The sequence below is a fragment of the Aristaeella hokkaidonensis genome (assembly GCF_018128945.1).
GTDB classification, from domain to species: Bacteria; Bacillota; Clostridia; order Christensenellales; family Aristaeellaceae; genus Aristaeella; species Aristaeella hokkaidonensis.
This window is the reverse complement of the sequence record NZ_CP068393.1, coordinates 242,902-260,702: the sequence shown is the minus strand read 5'-3', so window position 1 is coordinate 260,702 and position 17,801 is coordinate 242,902. Positions and strand designations below refer to the sequence as shown.

Below are 17,801 nucleotides of genomic sequence, written 5' to 3'. Positions count from 1 at the left end.
CGTCAGTCCTTCCGGATGGACGTGTCCCCCTGGTCGCACCGGTAATATACCTTATACTTTTCCAGTGTCACGCCGTCCTTTGCAAAAAGCTCATCGATGGTGAGCGGCATATAACCTTCCTCCTCCAGGTATCGCACGATCTGCCGTGTCGATTCCGGAGTATGGTCTTTGATATCATGGCAGAGGATAATATCCCCGTCATGCAGTTTTTTCTTTACCTTGTTCAGGACAGCGGAGGTGCTCAGCCCGCGCCAGTCATAGGTATCCAGGCTCCACTGGATATAAGCCCAGCCCACTTTCACCTCAACCATCCGCGGATAACGTCCGCCCGGCACCCGGTCATACCGCACCGGAATACCGATGGACTTGATCATTGCGGTATTGACTTTTTGTGGCATCGCACGCAGGGCGGATCCCGAGGATTTGGTTACATTCCCGTGATGCCAGTTGTGCGCGCCGATGGCGTTGCCGTTGTCATGCTCCCGCTGAACCAGCCAGCGGTTCTCCTTGATCCGGTTTCCGATCACAAAGAAAGTTCCCCGGGCGCCGGTTTCCATCAGTGCGTCCAGTACGCCGGGCGTATTCTTGGCGCTGGGACCGTCGTCAAAGGTCAGCGCACAGGTTTTGTAATAGGCTTCATTGTTGGTTTCAGTCCTGCCCGCCTCGGTCATCATATCCCGGATCTCCGGGTAGAACAGGGTCACATCCATCAGCGTGAAATGGTTCGGATACAGGATCTCCGCCGGATAATGCAGCACCAGGGACATCCCGTGAAGCGTAAAGTCCGCTTCCTCCAGGGCTTCCTGTGTGCAAAGGCTGTTCAGTTTTTCCTCATCCGGCTCCTCGTCCGGCCAGTAATCACTCAGTGCCTGCCGTACCTTATCACCCAGCATGGCCCAGACTTCGTCCGTATCGTCAAAAACGTCCGTCAGCCGGATCTGTTCCCCGGTTTCCATATTATAGGTTCGGGTAGTAAACTTCTGGGCTTTCAGCTGCTGATGATAGGTGGTTCGCGCCTGTACCAGGAAGCTCATCCAGTGGAGGCCTGTCCGGCTGTACCGGATCTCCACATCCAACCGGCTGTTCTTCTTGCCGTTGTTGCCCGCCTTCGGCAGATCGGGACCCAGCTCATCCGCCCAGGCCGAAGCAATACCGTTGATCTCTTCGGTCACCGCGGGATACGCCGTTTCCACGTGCCACAGTTTGACCTGCGACTTGTTTTTCTGTGTGGTGATCTCTGCCTTATTGGTTACTTTGTGGCATTCCTGCAAAGTTTCCGACAGGGCGGAGCCGGCCGTTCCCGTAAGCAGGCAGATTACTGCCAGCAAAGCAAGCGCAGCTCTGATTGTTTTTCTCATCATATTCCTTCCCATATTCCTGTATGCTTATTCCGCGGGTTCGATAGCTTCTGTTTCAGCCGTTTCTCCGTTTTTCTCCAGGTATTCCGTACGCCACGGTTCAGGCATGTTTTCCGGATCGGAATCTGCAAACGGTTCATATACCTTGGAGTGGAAAATCCGCTGAATAACCTCCTGATGCGGATGCCGTACCCAGCCCTTGGACCGGGATGTGCCCCTCGCCTCAATCTGGCAGTCCGGCAGCGCCTCCTGCAGCATCCGGACAGTTTCCATATCCGGAGATTCCAGATCATTCTTGATATTCCGGTAAATCCACAGGCGCTTCAGGCTCTTCATTTCCGTCAGCGGCGTCAGATCCTCCACATAATTCTGCACCAGATCCAGATCCATCAGGTATTTCAGGTCTTTCAGGCAGGAAATGTCTGTAATCTTGTTGTGGAAAATCTCCAGGTATTCCAGGTGTTTCAGGCTTGCGATGGGCGTAATGTCTGTCAGGTCGCACAGTGCCACAATCAGCACCCTGAGTTCCGGCAATTCATACAGGAAATCCAGCTTTTTTACCGGGTGATGTCCGATATCAAGCGCGTACAGGTTTTTGCACCAGACCATCATTGCGATTTCATCGTAGGTATGCTTTCTGGCACCTTCAGCCCACAGTGTGGAAAAAGCGGTGTCGTCTGTCCTTACTCTGTGAGCGCCGTATCTGAACTGAACGCCAAACTCTACATTCGGGAAAAGCTCATTCAGTTTGTTATACACCTGCAGGTTCACAATCACATTGTACATGTCTACCTTTTTCAGGTTAGGCAGTTGCAGCAGGAAATCATAGAGCACATCCCACTGGAGCACCTTTCGGTCTCCAAGGTCCACATACTCTGTATTCTTGTCTACAGTGATATCCCTGTAAGTAACTTTTTCTGTCTCCTCAGCCAGAGTCTGGGGAACCAGCATAAGGAGCACAAGAAGAAGTAACACTATTCTTTTTAATACCATCCTGCCGTTCCAACCTTTCCCGTATGATTTCCTATTATAGTAAAATCATCATATGTGTGCAAGATTCCCATGTAATCGTATACATGGCCAAAATAGCATCAGAAAAAACCAGATTCTCACTTCTCATAACAAAAAAATGATAGTATAATAATTCTGTTCGAGTTTTCCTGATCGCATGAGGGAGGATCGTCATGACAGATTTTGTCAGTACCTGGAACAAAGACTCATTTCTGACTTATCCCGTTGGTCCTCTGGGGCTGATCGCCATGCCCGGTACCGAAGAGATGGGCATTAAGGTGAACAGCTGGCTGAAAAAGTGGCAGGATCATACCGAAGAATCGATGCCCGGCGACATGAGCACCACCCCCGGTGCGGAACGGCAGGACTTCCTGATCGATGTCACCTGTCCCCGCTTCGGCAACGGTGAAGCCAAGGGCATGATCAAAGAGAGCATCCGCGGTTACGATATGTACATTCTCTGTGACCCCGGTGCCTACAATGTCGAATATGAGATGTTCGGCCGCCGCGTTCCGATGAGTCCGGACGAGCATTTCGCCAACCTGAAGCGGATCATCGCCGCCATGGGCGGTAAGGCCAAGCGTGTCACGGTCATCATGCCTATGCTGTATGAAGGCCGGCAGCACCGCCGTTCAGCCCGTGAGAGTCTGGACTGCGCCATGGCCCTTCAGGAGCTGGAGAACATGGGCGTCAGCAACATCATCACCTTTGACGCGCATGATCCCCGGGTTCAGAACGCCATCCCCACCACCGGTTTTGAGAGCATCATGCCCAGCTATCAGATCTTCAAGGCCCTGCTCAAGAAGGACAAGACCCTGCGGATCGATAAGGAACACATGATGATCGTCTCTCCGGATGAAGGCGCCATCGATCGCAACATCTTCTATGCCTCCGTTCTGGGGCTGGATATGGGTCTGTTCTACAAGCGTCGTGATTACACCCGCATCGTGAACGGCCGCAACCCCATCGTCGCTCACGAATATCTGGGCGACAGCGTGGAGGGCAAAGACGTCTTCGTCGCGGATGATATGCTGTCCAGCGGTGAAAGCATCATCGACCTGGCGAAAGAGCTGAAAAAGCGCAAGGCCAACCGCATCTTCGCAGGCTGCACCTTCGCCCTCTTCACCAACGGCATTGATGCCTTTGAAGAAGCCTACCGCAACGGTTTCATCGATCGGGTCATTTCCACCAACCTCACCTACCGCAAACCTGAGTTGGCGGAAACCGAGTGGTTCATTGAAGCGGATATGAGCAAATATATCTCCTTCATCATCGCCACCCTGAACCACGACCGCAGCCTCAGCAAGCTCCTGAATCCCTATGACCGGATTCACGCCCTGCTTAAGCGTTACAATAATGAGCAGATGGCTGCGGGTATGCGCCTGATCTGATGATTGATTAAACAACATAAAGAACCGGCTCCGGAATCTTCCGGAGCCGGTTCTGTTTTTGATGGTTACTGGGCGATTTCGTCCACAACTGCCAGTTTGACTGTCAGGTCGATATAGTCGCCTTCGGTGGAAATCCGTCCGTCCTCCGACACGTTTTCAGGCCGCCACACTCTTACTGCAACCTCGTCGCCTTCCTTCAGCTGGGAGATGATCTCAATTTCTTCGGTTACGGTAGTAATCACCTGGCCGTTCACTTCGACCATGATATCGCCCTTCTTCAGGCCTGCGGCTTCCGCCGGGCTGCCTTCATCCACGCTGACTACATAAGCGCCTCTCGGCAGCTGGCCGTTGGTATCCTTCACCGTGCTGACGGTCACACCCATCCGGGGCTTACCTGTCAGGCCGCCGGTAGTGCCTTCACCGTCCGCAGCAGCCTGCTGGCCTTCCTCCACATTGCCCTTGCCGCTCAATGCCGCTTCAATCACATCCTTGGCCTCGTTGATCGGGATGCACATGCCGATACTTTCAACAGCGGCATTGGAGCTGTAGCGGGTGCCGGTGTACTTCAGTGTCGGGATACCAACCAGCTGGCCGGCAGTGTTGAACATACCGCCGCCGCTGTTACCGCTGTTGATGGCAGCGTCCGTCTGGATCATGCTGTTTACAACAGGCGTGTTCTTTCCGTATTTGTCAGGCTTGCTGTTGTCGGATTCAATTTCCCGGTTCAGGCCGGAGACAATACCCGCTGTGGCGGTACCGGTAAATCCGATTGGGTTGCCGATATTGACCACCCAGTCGCCAATCACCAGTTCATCGCTGTCGCCCAGCTCAACCGGTTCCAGCGGCAGTCCGGGCACCTTCAGCACGGCCACGTCCTTGTCAGAATCGCTGGCCACCACGGTCGCGTCATACAGGTTCTTCTCATCATCGCCGATGGAAATCTTCAGGCTGTGTGCACCTTCCACCACATGGTAGTTGGTCAGCACATATTCCTTTTCGATGACTACGCCGGAGCCGCTGCCGTACTTGACTTCCTCGGAAGAATCCGGCTGGTTGTATCCGTAGCCGTTGCCATAGCCGTTTCCGTATCCTCCGCCGAAATAGCTCCAGGGGAAGTATCCGCCGAAGTTGTCATATCCGCCGTAATTGTTGTTGACAATCTGGTAGTTATTAACGCCGACCACGCTGTCCCGTACCTTGGCAATTGCCTCAGTAAAGGGAGAAGTCAGCACAACCTTTTCTTCCGCACTGGCGGAAGGCTGCGAAGCACCGATCACAGTACCCGCAAATACACAAACAAGCGCCAGGGCAATCACGCCCAGGACCTTCTTATTCATAATCTTTCTCATCTCAAAAACCTCCTTTCCGGTTTTCGGCTATATTCTATCCCCTCTTTTTGTCCGGAATATGAACGCAATATGAACTTATTCATTTTTTTCTTCAACCATAAAAAGCCAGCTAATCGTCAGACCCGATTCTCTGGTTAAATCACTATATTATTATTCATTTTAAGTTATTGAGGAGTCATCCGTGCTTTAGCACGGCGAATGACTCCCATGCTACAGCCGTCCATTTCTGCGAGTCTCTGACGATGCAGAAATGGAATACGGCGATCGCAAAGTTTTCAGTTTTAAGTATTCATTAAAACGGACTGGGATCATATCCCAGTCCGTTTATATTATCCAAGACCCTTTTCAGCCAAACCAATATTATACATAAACTCTCCTGCCCAGTAGATCGTTCCGGCTATATATTCCACCTGCACCCCTTCAAAGAAGAAGCGCACCCGTTTTGTTCCTGTATTCTTGCACAGCGTATTTACCATGCTGTAACAGGCCAGGGTTTCTTTTTCCTCTCCCTGTTCCAGGATTGCCATCCGGAAGTTTTCACTCAGGTTGACCAGCAGTGTGTCGCCTTCTGCTGAAATCCCCAGGATATCGTCTTCACGAACTGTTCCGGGCAGGGTCTCTTTGATCCCCTCTTCCCGCTCCGATGTGTCAGGACCTTCCATCAGGGCACACAGCTGAGTCCGGAGGCTGTCAACAGACCGGGGAGCCACAGGCCGTTCACATTCACATAGAATCCCGTTTCGGGCAAAATACACCGTCACGCTGCTTGTCAGGAACTGCTCCACCGCGCTGCGTTTCACCATACCGCTCAATGCGATTACCGGATCAAACCGTTTTGTTTTCAGCTCTGTTTTCGCCTTGTCGCCAATCCGGATACAGACGGCGGAAATATCAGGAACAAAAGTCGTCAGGGTATAAGTCAGTGCCGCCGCGCAGCAGGCAAGATCTGTTTTGGCGGCTTCCAGTACAGACTCTGCATCTTCCCGCAGGCTCAGTGTCAGGAGCCGTCCGCCATCAGGCAGGTCGCTTGTCACAGGATCATGCAGCAGCAGTTCCGTCAGTTTCGGGAAGTTCTGTCCGCCTGACAGAGCCTGTCGTTCGGAACTGATTTCATCCATCAGTTTGGTTGTCAGCTGTGCGGGCGTCTGGCCTGCGAAATTGACCATCCGAATCGTGCAGGCAATGCCCCGGCCGTCCGGCAGCGGATAATACAGCGTTGCCAGCGCGTTCAGGGGATTTTTGCCGGGGTCCTTATCCGTAGGCGTCATCGGAGTCTTTTTCGCTTCCATCTGTTCCCACAATACCGGAAGCGATTCTCCCGCATGCCCCATCAGGGTTCCCATCGGCAGGTAGCCGGGAGTATCCAGCGGAAGGCTTTCATCCTCTACCAGGATATTCACTCCGTTAATATCGTTCAGTTCACACAGGGTCGTGGAAATCGCCAGGCAGTGTTTGTAATATTCGCTCAGTTTCAGTTGCTTCGCCGTGCGGGTCAGGTTCACCGTGCATATGCCGCCGCTGATTTCAATGGGATGCGTGCCGTACAATTCCAGCGGCTTGCTTCCGCCCAGGGGCTTCGCATCCGTGTCTCCCTCGTAGCTGAGCAGCTGCTGCATCAGCTTCTCCACAGCGTCATTCAGATTCTCCGCGTCTATTGTCACTTCACGGGCAACAAGGCGAAGCCCGTCCCGGGCCGGAAGATAAATCTGGTATTTCAGATTCTCCATGACAATCCCGTCGCCGTCCGGCGCTGTATAACGTGCCGCTGCCGGAGAAAGGGTTGACGCCGGGATCTGGTAATCCTCGATTTTCCTTCCTGCGCATCCGTCCAGAAGGAGCAGGAGGCAGAGTGCCAGCAAAAGGCATAATCCTTTTTTCATCATGACTCCGCTCCTTCCTGCGGGAATGTCACTGTAAATTCAGAGCCCTTTCCCAGACTGCTCTCAACGGTAATGGTGCCGCCATGCATCCTGACCATCTGTTTTACGATACTCAGTCCCAGGCCCGTTCCGCCGGTCTCCCGGCCCCTGGCCTTGTCCACCCGGTAGAAGCGTTCAAAGATGTGATCCAGGTCTTCTTCCGGAATACCGATACCGTTATCCTTCACCCGCCAGACGATATTGCCGTCTTCCTCCCGCAGGGATACGGATATTTTCCCCTCTTCCGGGGTATATTTGATTGCATTGTCCATCAGGTTATAAAGGATCTGGCTCAGTTTACTCTTGTCTCCATAGAAGAAGAGATCCTCCTGCACGTCACCGGTCAGCGTCTGGTTGTTCTTTTCCGCAGCCGGAGTCAGCTGATGGATTGTTTCGTGGGTCAGCTCGGTCATATTCACAATGCCGCGCTTCATTTCCTCACCGTTATCCATCCGGGTCAGCACCAGCAGATCCGTAACAATGCCGGTCAGTCGGTCAATCTCATGGTTCATATCCTTCATGAAATCCGCCCGGACCTCTGCAGGCATATCCGGCTCGTAAATCATGGATTCCAGCAGGATCTTCATGGTTGCCAATGGCGTTTTTAGTTCGTGGCTGGCATTTGACACAAACTGGTTTCTGGTCTTGTCCAGGCTTTCCAGCTGTGATGCCATGGTGTTATAGTTTTCAGCCAGTTCCCTCAGCTCGCCGCTGCCCCGTACCGGCACACGGACGCTCAGGTCGCCTTTCCCCATTTTTCTCATGGTCCGGCTCACTGCAGTAATCGGGTTTGTCAGCAGACGGCTCAGCAGCAGTGCAAATGCCAGCGCAGCCACCGCAATCACCGCAAACACGCGCAACAGCTGCATCTCAACCCGCTCTATGGAATCCACCAGGCTCTGGATTTTGCTCACGAACATCGCGGCACCGATCCTGCCCTTATAACCGTTCATCTCATAGGTGCTGTAAGCCACATACTCGGCAGATTCCCCGCTCATGGCTTCCACCACCGATTTCCCCGGGGTATGGATTCCGTAATCCTTGACCGTTTCCCCTCTCAGTACGCGGATCACCTCATCCACCTGTGTCCGTTGTCCGCAAAGGTTCTGGAAAGTGTCGTACTGGATTTTCCCGTCATTATCGATCAGGATCAGGCGGCCGTCCATTGTCTCCGCCTCTTCCTCCAGCAGGTCATTCAGTTCGTTTGAAGAGACAGACTGAAAAAGAGGAGCCGCCTTCTGGGCAAGCTTCCCGGTCTTTGCAATATCATCGCGTTTGCGCTGTTCAAACAGATAGTCCTTGACCATGCCGTTCAGGCTTGTTGCGGCCACAAAAAAAGAAAGACCCACAATGAGAAAAAAGGCCAGCAGGATTTTCCACCTGATGCTGGCCAAGAATGCAAGTTTAGTCCTGATCCGTGAAATAGTAACCAACTCCCCATTTGGTAAAGATGAATTCAGGCTTTGATGTGTCCCGTTCAATCTTTTCCCTCAGACGGCGGATATGAACATCCACCGTACGGGCGTCGCCGGCATAATCATATTTCCATACAGTTTCAAGCATCTGTTCTCTGCTGAAAACAGTGCCCCGGTTCGTTACGAACATCTGCAGCAGATCAAATTCCTTTGCGGTCAGCTTTATGTCTTTGCCGCCGAGGGTCACGCTGCGCTTGATCAGGTTCACTTCCATATCGTGAACACGGATCACCCGGTGTTCCTGCTGTTGAACGCTGCCGGAAACGCGACGAAGAATCGTCTTGATGCGCGCCTTCACCTCAAGGATATTGAAAGGCTTGGTCATATAATCATCTGCGCCGTATTCAAGACCGAGGATCTTATCCATATCCTCGCCCTTTGCAGTCAGCATGATGATCGGGATATCGCTCCGTTCACGAATCCTCTGGCAGACAGCAATACCGTCCAGCTTCGGAAGCATCACGTCCAGAAGGATCAGATCAAAAGAACCCGTCTCAAACTTGGACAAGGCCTCTTCTCCGTCCATGGCACTGTCTGTCTCGTAACCTTCCTGTTCCAGCGTATATTTCAGGCCCTTCAGGATCAGAGGTTCGTCGTCCACCAGGAGGATCCTTTTACCCACTGAAAACACCCTTTCGTAACCAATACTGTACGAATTGTATAATACTTATTAGAAAAAATCAAGGGTTTGTTACATACTGGTGCAAAAACTGTAACGAAAAATTACTCTTCATGTTTCAGACGGTCACATATCTGCCCGGACAGTCTTCATTTCCGTCTGTTCAATGCTTATTCATAACTGACGTCGGTACCCGAATTATTGTACCCCATCAGGATAATCAGCGTACGCCCCCGTTGCAGTTCAATTTCGTTGCCGTCTTCTCCGTAGAACACCGTACGGCTGTCATAGTCCGGACGTTCCCATACACCTGCAATGTGTTTCCCGCCCATAAAGTAATCAGCGTTCCCTGTGCCGGTCAGTACGGGATCAGGCCTTGCGCCGCCTCTCCATTTCATCGTAATTCCCTGCACGATTACATTGTTGAAGATAAGTGTATTCCCCGGGATATGGTCTTTAGCGCGGACCTTCCTTGCGATTAATCCTGTGCTCGTTTTTTCATCCACATTTTCAGCTCCGATAAGGGCAGACTCACGGTAAGGCATATCCATGTGGTTTTTTACTGCCACATACCGGATATATCCATTTTCATCCTCATCATATTCCAGTCTGCTGTCAGTATCGTACTTGCTGCCGAAAGTCACATAGATTATTTCGCCTCTGTCGCCGTTAACAGGTATCTCATCTGTAAATTTCCATGTATGATTAGCCGGAACATGATCTTCGGGAACCACATTTTCCAGAAGGTCCTTTAACAGGAACAATTCATTGTTGGCGTCTTTGATCCCCTTCAGCCGCCTGACATACTTTTTCCACGGCTTATTCTCCCCGGCATCACCCACATAAACAATCCCGGGATCCTTTTCGTTCCTGTTCTTGGAAGCCGGATTCTTAACGCCAAGTGCCCGCCATTCATCCGGAACATCCGCATCGGTATAACCGGAAGTACAGAACAGTGCGTTCCATTCCTGCCGGATCCGCGGATGTGTGGCACGTGTGCTTCTGACAAAGCCGACATAATCCGGAATCGTATCAGAAAAGATCATGCTCATTCGGCTCTGACCGCCGTCTCTCAATTGACAGGCTTCATAGACCACATCCGCATAAGAACCGTTTACCGGTGCGGTTGCGTACAGTTCTCCATTCTCCGGATTGCCGACGCCGTTATTGGCATTGGAAATCTGAACCATGAACGGCTGGTACTGACCGGTAACTGCCGTACCGGTGAAAGTATCGGGACACTTAATCCTGCTCAGTTTTCTTCCTGTAGTCGGGCTGATTCCCTGAGCAATCATCTCCTCCGCGGACGGATTCAGACCTGCATGGTTTATCTGGATATTTCTGGGAGATAACCCATCAATCTTTTTGATTTCTGCAAACACTGATGCTGTATGCAGGATCAATACCAGGACCAGAACCGCAATCGTCAGTTTCTTCATAAATCTTTCCTTCCTGCAAATCCATATTTCAGCTTGTCCGTTTTTTTTGATGAAATTCCAGAGATGATCGCCTGTTTGTAAGAAAAGGGAACCACTTTCACAGTGGTTCCCAGGCATCCGGTTTTCCGGATTTATTCGTATTGTACGCTTCTTCCCTTGTTGTTGTAATCCATCAGAATGATCAGGGTCTTGCCGCGCAGCAGTTCAATCTCATTGCCATCTTCTCCGTAGAATACGGTACGGCTGTTATAATCTTTACGCTGCCATACGCCGGTATAATGCTTGCCGCCCATAAAATAGTCAGCGTTGCCTGTGCCTGTCAGTTCAGGATCGGGACGTTCGCTGCCCAGCCAGTTCATTTTGATTCCCTGAACAATGACATTGGTAAAGGTAATCAGATCACCGTAGGTACGGTCATCAGGATCCACCATGGTCAGCTTTGAACCGTTTACATTCTTGGCAGACAGTTTCGGGTTAATCAGGGTCTGTGAACGATAAGCAAAATCTTCCTGTCCGGAGATCGGTACATAGCGGATGTATTCTTTGGTGTTTTCATCATATTCAAGACGGCTGTCGGTCTTGGTGCCGCCGCCGAATGTAACGTAGACAATCTCACCGGAATCTCCGCCTTCAGGTGTTTCATCCGTGAATTTGAAGGTATGATTGGCCGGAACATGATCCTTGGGAATAATGTTCTGTACAATGTTTGCCAGCTGATACACATGGTCATTGGCATCGAAAATGTTGGTGCAGTGGAACATGTACTTTGCCCAGACCTTGGGGAAGTTCTGCACATACACAAGGCCGGGGTTATCAGCAGTGGCACTCTCGGGATTCATCACGCCGAGATTCTTCCATTCTTTCGGAACATCCGCGGCAGAATAACCGGACGTCACGTAAGCGCAGTCCCATTCCTGCCGGAGTCTGGGATGTGTGGCACGGGTGCTGCGCACAAAACCTACATAATCCGGAACTGTATCGGAAAAAACCATACTGAAACGAGTCAGGGTGCCGCCATTGGATGAGTTCGCCTGACAAGCTTCGTAAACAACGTCTGCATACTGTGCGTTAATCGGCGCGGTAGTCGGTCTGCCCTTGGAATCAGAAGTCACACCGCCGCCGGCATTGGAGATCTGAACCATAATCGGCTGATAAACACCGGTCACAGCAGTCCCGACGAAGCCATCAGGATACTCGATACTATCCAGCTGTCTGCCTGTAGTAGGACTGATCATCTGGCTGATCATTTCATCCGCTGAAGGATTCAGTCCGGCCTCATTGATCTTGATCTGCCGTTTGGCAAGACCGTCAATGGCAGACGGATCTGCCATCGCTGCAGACATACTAAAGAGCAACACAAGAGCCACTATCAGACTCATCAGTTTCTTCATCATTGATATACCTCCAAAAGTGTTCTTAAAAACAATGGTGATTTTATCACGTTGTTTAGCTTTTGTCAAACATTTGTAACAAATTCGACTCGTATTGTATAATGTCATAGCAAGCAAATCAAAGCATGGTCCGTAATAGAAAACGTCTTTTCCGATTATAAAATAAGAGAAGACATCCGCAAATGTCTCCTCTTTATGCAAATATGTCCTTTATCTTTTGTCGTTTCTTCAGCCTTCCGCTTCGGTTTCAATAGAATCCTTGGCGGTAACAATAACCTTCCGCTCATAGCAGGAGAAGATACGATCCACCGTATCCTTGTCCGGTGCTTTTGAGATCAGGCTGATCAGCGGAACGATGATCAGGCCGGCGATCATGCAGAAAGCACCCGCGTTGATCGGGGACTGCAGGAAACCGAGGCTGATATTCAGCACCTTCAGGTTGGCCAGCATGTCAATGATCATGAATACAGAGGAGAAGAGCATGGCAGCCCAGCAGCCGGTCTTCGTGGTCCGCTTCCAGTACAGGCCGTAGAGGAAGGGAGCAAGGAATGCACCGGCCATGGCGCCCCAGCTGACACCCATTGCCTGGGCAATAAAGGCAACGCTGGAGTTTGCCTGTACGATAGCCAGTGCGGCGGAAATAATGATGAAGACCACGATCAGCACCCGCATGATCAGCAGCTGCTTTTTCTCGTCCATATCCTTGATCACACGGCCCTTGAGCAGGTCCAGGGTTACCGTGGAGGAGGAAGTCAGCACCAGGGAAGACAGCGTGGACATGGATGCAGAAAGTACCAGGATGATCACAATCGCGATCAGGAAGGGAGACAGGGTCTGCAGCATCGTCGGGATCACGTTGTCAAAGCCGCCCGCCGGGTTGCCGCCTTCCGCGGCGCCGAGTTCAGCGGCAAACAGACGGCCGAAGCCGCCCAGGAAGTAGCAGCCGCCCGCAACCACCATAGCGAAGAGAGTGGAGATAATGGTTCCCTTATGAATGGAGCCTTCACTCTTGATGGCATAGAACTTGCCAACCATCTGGGGAAGTCCCCAGGTGCCCAGGGAAGTCAGCAGCACAACGCCCAGCAGGCTCAGCGGATCCGGTCCGAAGAAGGAGTTGAAGATGCCGGGAACCGTACCGTTCGCAAAACCCGCGCTGGTATCCTTTGCCGCGGACAGGCCTTCCAGGGAAGCCATGAAGCCGCCCTTGCTGCCCAGCACAGCCCCGATGACCGCCACAATACCCACCAGCATGATGATGCCCTGGATAAAGTCATTCACTGCCGTTGCCATATAGCCACCGACAATCACGTAGATGGCAGTCAGCACCGCCATAACGATCACGCAGACGGAATAGTCAATATTGAAGGCCATCCGGAACAGACGGCTCAGTCCGTTGTACAGGGACGCGGTATAGGGAATCATGAAGATAAAGATAATGATGGAAGCAGCAATCTTCAGGGAAGTCGCGTCGAACCGCTTCTCGAAGAAGTCAGGCATCGTGGCACTGGACAGGTGCTGCGTCATAATCCGGGTACGCCGTCCGAGGATCACCCAGGCCATCAGCGAACCGATCAGGGCGTTGCCGATACCCACCCAGGTGGCGGCAATACCAAACTTCCAGCCGAACTGTCCGGCATAGCCGACAAAAATAACAGCGGAGAAATAGGAAGTGCCGTAAGCGAATGCGGTCAGCCAGGGGCCTACGCTCCGTCCGCCGAGCACAAAGCCGTTCACGTCGGTGGAATGCTTCCTGCAGTAGAAACCGACATAGACCATGACGCCGAAGAAAACCAACAGCATACCGAGTTTGAGTGCCAGATCACCTAATACCATACTACTCCTTCTTTCTGCGGCGCCGCTTCATGAAAAAAGCCCCTGTGTCCCTTCGGACACAGAGGGCGAATTAACTCCGCGGTACCACCTCGTATTTGCCGCCCCGTTCAGGGCCGGCCTCCGGATACTTTCATATCCTTTGCGCTGTATCGGGCGCCCCCGGCTTTCCTACTACCCTTGCAGGATTCAGATCACAGCTCCGGAGAGTATTTCGGATAAACAGCTCCGGCTGCCTCGCACCTCCCGGCAGCTCTCTGTGCGGATTATCTGTTCCCTACTGGATCTCCATCATTGCACCGCAATCGTATTACGAAACCTGACCTCCGTCAAGGGGAGAATCCTGAAAGAACAAGAAACAAACAATCACTTCTGTCCGAAAACCTTCACCAGCAGAAGGCGGCCTTCCCGTACGGATACATGGGCTGTTTTGCCCGGGAGAACCTCATTGCTGATGCCGTACTGATACTCGCTGGTGATTTCTCCGTCCGTCAGCGGATACTTTGCACCCCGGATCGTGATTCCTTTCGCGGTTCCGCTGATATTCAGCAGTGAGAACCAGGAACAGTCTTCTTTCACTTCCGCCGTTTCCCGGGAGACGATCCTCATTTCGGAATAATCATCCAGGATGCAAGCCGGAATGCCCTGGGAATCCAGGTAAAGCAGCAGCGAGATGTTGCCGAAGGTGTGGTCGAATCTTTCACCGGTCACGCCAATCAACAGGAAATCCCGGAAGCCTCGCCTGACGGCTTCCTTCACCGCGTAGACTGTATCCGTATCATCCTTCTCACAGGGCAGGACAATGGTTTCCGTATCCGTTTCCGGCTGCTCATGGGAATCAAAATCCCCTACGATCAGGTTCGGTTCCTGGCCGAGCTCCTGCACATGTTTCAGTCCGCCGTCACAGTATACAAACCAGTCATCCCCGCGCAGGCTTTCCCGGATACGCTGATATTCACGAATCCCGGCCCCGCCCACAATCACACATCGCTGCACTGTTCAGGTCTCCCTTTCCTTTATTCCGGAATACCGGCATTTCCCATTCATTCCACAGACTCCGGCACCTGATCCTTCCGGAGCATATACCTGTTATTCCCCGGTTCCCCGGGAATCTCCTTCCCCAGCGAGAATCTCTTCCGGAATCTCTTCTGTCAGTTTCTGACTTTCAGGCAGCAAAAACGGCTTCAATCTGTTGACAAACAAGGCCCCGGTGATATAATGTCGCTGTTCCGATGCGAACATGCACGCTGGGGGGGCCGGTTTCCGGCTGAGAGGGCATCGCCCGACCCTTGGAACCTGTGTAGGTAATCCTACCGTAGGGAAGCGGTCATGCTGTACAAAACCGTTTCCCGCATGTCTTCAGGCATGTGGGTTTTCTTATGTCCGCCGGATCAGAAAAGGAGGAAGACCATGAATAAAAACCTGACCCGCAAACTGACCGAAAGCGCCATTATGATCGCGCTGGGAACCGTACTGAGCCTTCTGAAGATTGACCTGCCCTTCGGCGGCGGCGTTACCATCGCCAGCATGCTGCCCGTTGTACTGATCAGCCATCGCTGGGGCTGGAAGTGGGGCGTTCCCACCGCTTTTGTTTACAGTGCAATCCAGCTCCTGCTCGGCCTGGACAACGTCGGATATGCTGCCAACTTTATTATGGCCGTCGGCGTTATCCTGCTGGACTATATCATTGCCTACACCGCCATCGGCTTTTCCGGCCTCTTCGACACCGTTCTTGGCAAGACCCGCAAGAGCCTGGCTGTCGGCATCGTTGTTACCTTCGTGCTTCGGTTCATCTGCCACCTGATCAGCGGTGCCTGGATCTGGGGTGTGTGGATGCCGGAATCCTTCATGAACATGACCATGACCAATCCTTGGATTTATTCCTTCCTGTATAACGGCTGGTATATGCTGGCAGAGCTTGTGGTAACCATGGTCATCGCCATGCTGATCTATCAGCCCCTGGCCAGGTTTATCCGTCGGGAAGACATCCGCTGAAAATATCTGATATTTCCTTATAAAGACAGCAGTTACATTGCTGTCTTTTCCTTTGTCTATTTTTTAGTTACGCAATTATTGTAAATTTAGTTGACGTCAGTTACATTTTGCTGTAAAATGATGAAAAAACAGCAAACGATTACCGATTTGCGGAAGGAGGATTCATTCGATCATGGTCAGACTGAAGGATATAGCTGAGGTGTGCGGTGTGTCGGTAGCAACGGTCTCCCGTGCTCTGAACGGCTTAACCAGTGACAGCAGAGAGAGGACCGCGTTTATCTGCCAGACGGCCAAGGATATGGGGTATTATCCGAATGCCGCCGCCAGAACGCTGAAAACCAGCAAATCCAACAACATCGGCATCATCTACGAAGACCGGATGAATCATGAATATTTCAGTTCGCTTTTCGATGAGCTCCGTCTGGAAGCAGAACGCAACGGTTATGATCTTACCTTCATCGGCCGGGGCGGTTTTGCCGAAAGCAACTATTACGAGCACGCCCGTCAGCGGAGCCTGGACGGTGTCATCGTGGTTCAGGCTGATTTTGAATCCGCCGGTATCATCCGTCTGGCTACCAGCAGTATTCCCACCGTCATCGTGGACCATACCTACGAAGGTGTGGACTGCGTCACCAGCGATAACCGCAGGAGTATGGAGCAGATTGTTCGTCATATCTACGCCCGCGGCCATCGCAAAATCGCCTTCATCCAGGGTGAAAAAGGTGCGGTCAGCCGTGAACGCCTTGCAGGATTCTACAAGATCTGTGCAGAATTGGGTATTCGTGTTCCCGTGGAATATGTCCGTGAGGGACACTTCCATAATTCCGCAGACTGCGCCGCTTATATTCAGGAGCTGCTTCAGCAGAAAGATAAACCCACCTGCGTTCTCTGTCCCGATGACTACAGCTGTCTCGGTGCCCTGTGGCTGCTGGAAGCCCAGGGAATCAAGGTGCCCCAGGATATCAGCCTGGTCGGCTATGACGGCATTCTCATGAGCCAGATGATTACGCCGCGGCTGACCACCTACTGCCAGGACACCCCGCGGATTGCCAAGGAAGTTTTCAGCCTGCTGATCGACGCGATTGAATTCCCGGACAGTCATATGCCGAAACAGGTTACTGTTTCCGGTAAGTTGATTGAAGGAGAAACTGTCTGATGCCTTTTACCTCGCGCAGGAAGCTTTCATTCCTGCTGGCTGCCCTTCTCTTGATGCTGTGTCTCTTCTCCTTCCCGGTATACGGGGAAGAAGAGACCGAAGATATTTCTTTGGACGAGGATATCCTCTCCGATGAGACTGCCTCTTCTCCGGACGGGGAAGAGGCATCATCTGTTGCCCGGGATGCCTTTATCGAGGATATCATCTCCCTGGGCAGGGAACTGTACGAAAAAGCTGACGGGAAGCTTCAGCGCGCCCATTACAAGGGCGATATCTATGTCTGTAAGAATTTCACCGTCCACCTCTTCCGTCAGACCCGGGATCGCTACCGGATGGCGGAGTATCCGGACAAGGAGCTGAAAATCCCCAACAACCTGCCGGAGAAAAAGTGCAGGCCCTATGCCTATGGCTACTGCTGGGAAGATATCCCCGCCTCCGACGGCAATCCCTTTGAAATCGCCGCTCAGTTCCTGTATGATAAATCCCTTTCCAAGGACGAGAACATCGCATTGGCCCGGGAATTCATGAAGCAGACCCGGAAGGGCGATTATTTCCAGATGACCGGCGATTACTCCGGCGGCAAGGGCGCCCACAGCGCGATCTTCATGTCAGATTACGATCCCGAAACCGACACGGTCCGTTCCCTGGAAAGCAACCGGAGCGGCAAGCGGATCAACGGCCTCCGTTACGGAAAGGTCATGTACGACTGCGAACTGTCCATTGATGAGTGGGTCGGTTTCTTCTGCCGGAAGAAATGCGGTGCCACCCTCTACCGGCTCCGGGATGATATCATCTTTGCCGGTGAATAAATGATTACAGCATCAGAAAAGCCGTATCCGGTCTGAATCCGGATACGGCTTTTGATTAT

14 protein-coding genes, 1 riboswitch and 1 other annotated feature are annotated in these 17,801 nt (G+C 52.1%); of the genes, 4 read left to right on the top strand and 10 right to left on the bottom strand.

The window, feature by feature from the left end; all coding sequences use genetic code 11:
• Positions 1-2: 2 nt before the first annotated feature.
• Positions 3-1,358: a polysaccharide deacetylase family protein gene (locus tag JYE49_RS01190; RefSeq protein ID WP_179217256.1), complete on the bottom strand. Its 1,356-nt coding sequence runs from the start codon at positions 1,356-1,358 to the stop codon at positions 3-5.
• A 27-nt stretch (positions 1,359-1,385) separates the two neighbouring features.
• A complete protein-coding gene (locus tag JYE49_RS01185) occupies positions 1,386-2,333 on the bottom strand; it encodes a leucine-rich repeat domain-containing protein (RefSeq protein ID WP_143754467.1) in 948 nt (315 codons plus the stop codon).
• A gap of 209 nt (positions 2,334-2,542) precedes the next feature.
• Here JYE49_RS01185 and JYE49_RS01180 point away from each other — a divergent pair, with 209 nt between their 5' ends.
• Positions 2,543-3,760 (top strand): ribose-phosphate pyrophosphokinase, encoded by a 1,218-nt coding sequence (locus tag JYE49_RS01180; protein WP_093956574.1) that lies wholly within the window; start codon positions 2,543-2,545, stop codon positions 3,758-3,760.
• 65 nt (positions 3,761-3,825) lie between these two features.
• On the opposite strand, the gene JYE49_RS01175 is transcribed toward JYE49_RS01180, so the two are convergent.
• The 8 genes from JYE49_RS01175 to JYE49_RS01140 all read right to left on the bottom strand — a co-directional run bounded on the left by JYE49_RS01175 (position 3,826) and on the right by JYE49_RS01140 (position 14,778).
• Complete coding sequence (locus JYE49_RS01175; RefSeq protein WP_093956575.1) at positions 3,826-5,109, bottom strand: S1C family serine protease; 1,284 nt, start codon at positions 5,107-5,109, stop codon at positions 3,826-3,828.
• 329 nt (positions 5,110-5,438) lie between these two features.
• Positions 5,439-6,989, bottom strand: a complete 1,551-nt coding sequence (locus tag JYE49_RS01170; RefSeq protein WP_179217257.1) for a GerMN domain-containing protein — start codon at positions 6,987-6,989, stop codon at positions 5,439-5,441.
• Positions 6,989-8,422, bottom strand: a complete 1,434-nt coding sequence (locus tag JYE49_RS01165) for a sensor histidine kinase (protein ID WP_093956577.1) — start codon at positions 8,420-8,422, stop codon at positions 6,989-6,991. Before JYE49_RS01165 ends, JYE49_RS01170 begins: the two co-directional genes overlap by 1 nt.
• Before the next feature lie 10 nt (positions 8,423-8,432).
• Positions 8,433-9,125 (bottom strand): response regulator transcription factor, encoded by a 693-nt coding sequence (locus JYE49_RS01160; RefSeq protein ID WP_093956578.1) that lies wholly within the window; start codon positions 9,123-9,125, stop codon positions 8,433-8,435.
• A gap of 167 nt (positions 9,126-9,292) precedes the next feature.
• Complete coding sequence (locus tag JYE49_RS01155) at positions 9,293-10,561, bottom strand: DUF3048 domain-containing protein (RefSeq protein WP_179217258.1); 1,269 nt, start codon at positions 10,559-10,561, stop codon at positions 9,293-9,295.
• 131 nt (positions 10,562-10,692) lie between these two features.
• A complete protein-coding gene (locus JYE49_RS01150) occupies positions 10,693-11,955 on the bottom strand; it encodes a DUF3048 domain-containing protein (protein WP_179217259.1) in 1,263 nt (420 codons plus the stop codon).
• Positions 11,956-12,180: 225 nt separating this feature from the next.
• Complete coding sequence (locus JYE49_RS01145; protein WP_283399329.1) at positions 12,181-13,785, bottom strand: sodium:solute symporter family protein; 1,605 nt, start codon at positions 13,783-13,785, stop codon at positions 12,181-12,183.
• A gap of 58 nt (positions 13,786-13,843) precedes the next feature.
• Positions 13,844-14,086 (bottom strand) — a binding site (T-box leader).
• A 62-nt stretch (positions 14,087-14,148) separates the two neighbouring features.
• On the bottom strand, positions 14,149-14,778 hold the full coding sequence (locus JYE49_RS01140; RefSeq protein ID WP_093956581.1) for a thiamine diphosphokinase: 630 nt from the start codon (positions 14,776-14,778) through the stop codon (positions 14,149-14,151).
• A 243-nt stretch (positions 14,779-15,021) separates the two neighbouring features.
• Positions 15,022-15,121: riboswitch (TPP riboswitch) on the top strand.
• A gap of 71 nt (positions 15,122-15,192) precedes the next feature.
• Between JYE49_RS01140 and JYE49_RS01135 the strand changes: the two genes are divergently transcribed.
• The 3 genes from JYE49_RS01135 (at position 15,193) to JYE49_RS01125 (ending at position 17,742) form a co-directional block, all read left to right on the top strand.
• The gene (locus JYE49_RS01135; protein ID WP_179217260.1) at positions 15,193-15,777 is read left to right on the top strand and encodes an energy-coupled thiamine transporter ThiT; all 585 of its coding nucleotides are present in this window, start codon (positions 15,193-15,195) and stop codon (positions 15,775-15,777) included.
• 172 nt (positions 15,778-15,949) lie between these two features.
• Positions 15,950-16,933, top strand: coding sequence for a LacI family DNA-binding transcriptional regulator (locus JYE49_RS01130; RefSeq protein WP_093956583.1), 984 nt, complete (start codon positions 15,950-15,952; stop codon positions 16,931-16,933).
• Positions 16,933-17,742 carry a hypothetical protein gene (locus JYE49_RS01125; protein WP_093956584.1) on the top strand — a complete coding sequence of 270 codons (810 nt, stop codon included), beginning with the start codon at positions 16,933-16,935 and terminating at the stop codon, positions 17,740-17,742. Before JYE49_RS01130 ends, JYE49_RS01125 begins: the two co-directional genes overlap by 1 nt.
• The last annotated feature ends 59 nt before the right edge of the window (positions 17,743-17,801 follow it).

Coding starts and splice junctions, on each gene's coding strand:
- JYE49_RS01190 (WP_179217256.1), bottom strand. CDS start 1,358: ATGAGAAAAACAATCAGAGCTGCGCTTGCTTTGCTGGCAGTAATCTGC.
- JYE49_RS01180 (WP_093956574.1), top strand. CDS start 2,543: ATGACAGATTTTGTCAGTACCTGGAACAAAGACTCATTTCTGACTTAT.
- JYE49_RS01175 (WP_093956575.1), bottom strand. CDS start 5,109: ATGAGAAAGATTATGAATAAGAAGGTCCTGGGCGTGATTGCCCTGGCG.
- JYE49_RS01170 (WP_179217257.1), bottom strand. CDS start 6,989: ATGAAAAAAGGATTATGCCTTTTGCTGGCACTCTGCCTCCTGCTCCTT.
- JYE49_RS01155 (WP_179217258.1), bottom strand. CDS start 10,561: ATGAAGAAACTGACGATTGCGGTTCTGGTCCTGGTATTGATCCTGCAT.
- JYE49_RS01150 (WP_179217259.1), bottom strand. CDS start 11,955: ATGATGAAGAAACTGATGAGTCTGATAGTGGCTCTTGTGTTGCTCTTT.
- JYE49_RS01145 (WP_283399329.1), bottom strand. CDS start 13,785: ATGGTATTAGGTGATCTGGCACTCAAACTCGGTATGCTGTTGGTTTTC.
- JYE49_RS01135 (WP_179217260.1), top strand. CDS start 15,193: ATGAATAAAAACCTGACCCGCAAACTGACCGAAAGCGCCATTATGATC.
- JYE49_RS01130 (WP_093956583.1), top strand. CDS start 15,950: ATGGTCAGACTGAAGGATATAGCTGAGGTGTGCGGTGTGTCGGTAGCA.
- JYE49_RS01125 (WP_093956584.1), top strand. CDS start 16,933: ATGCCTTTTACCTCGCGCAGGAAGCTTTCATTCCTGCTGGCTGCCCTT.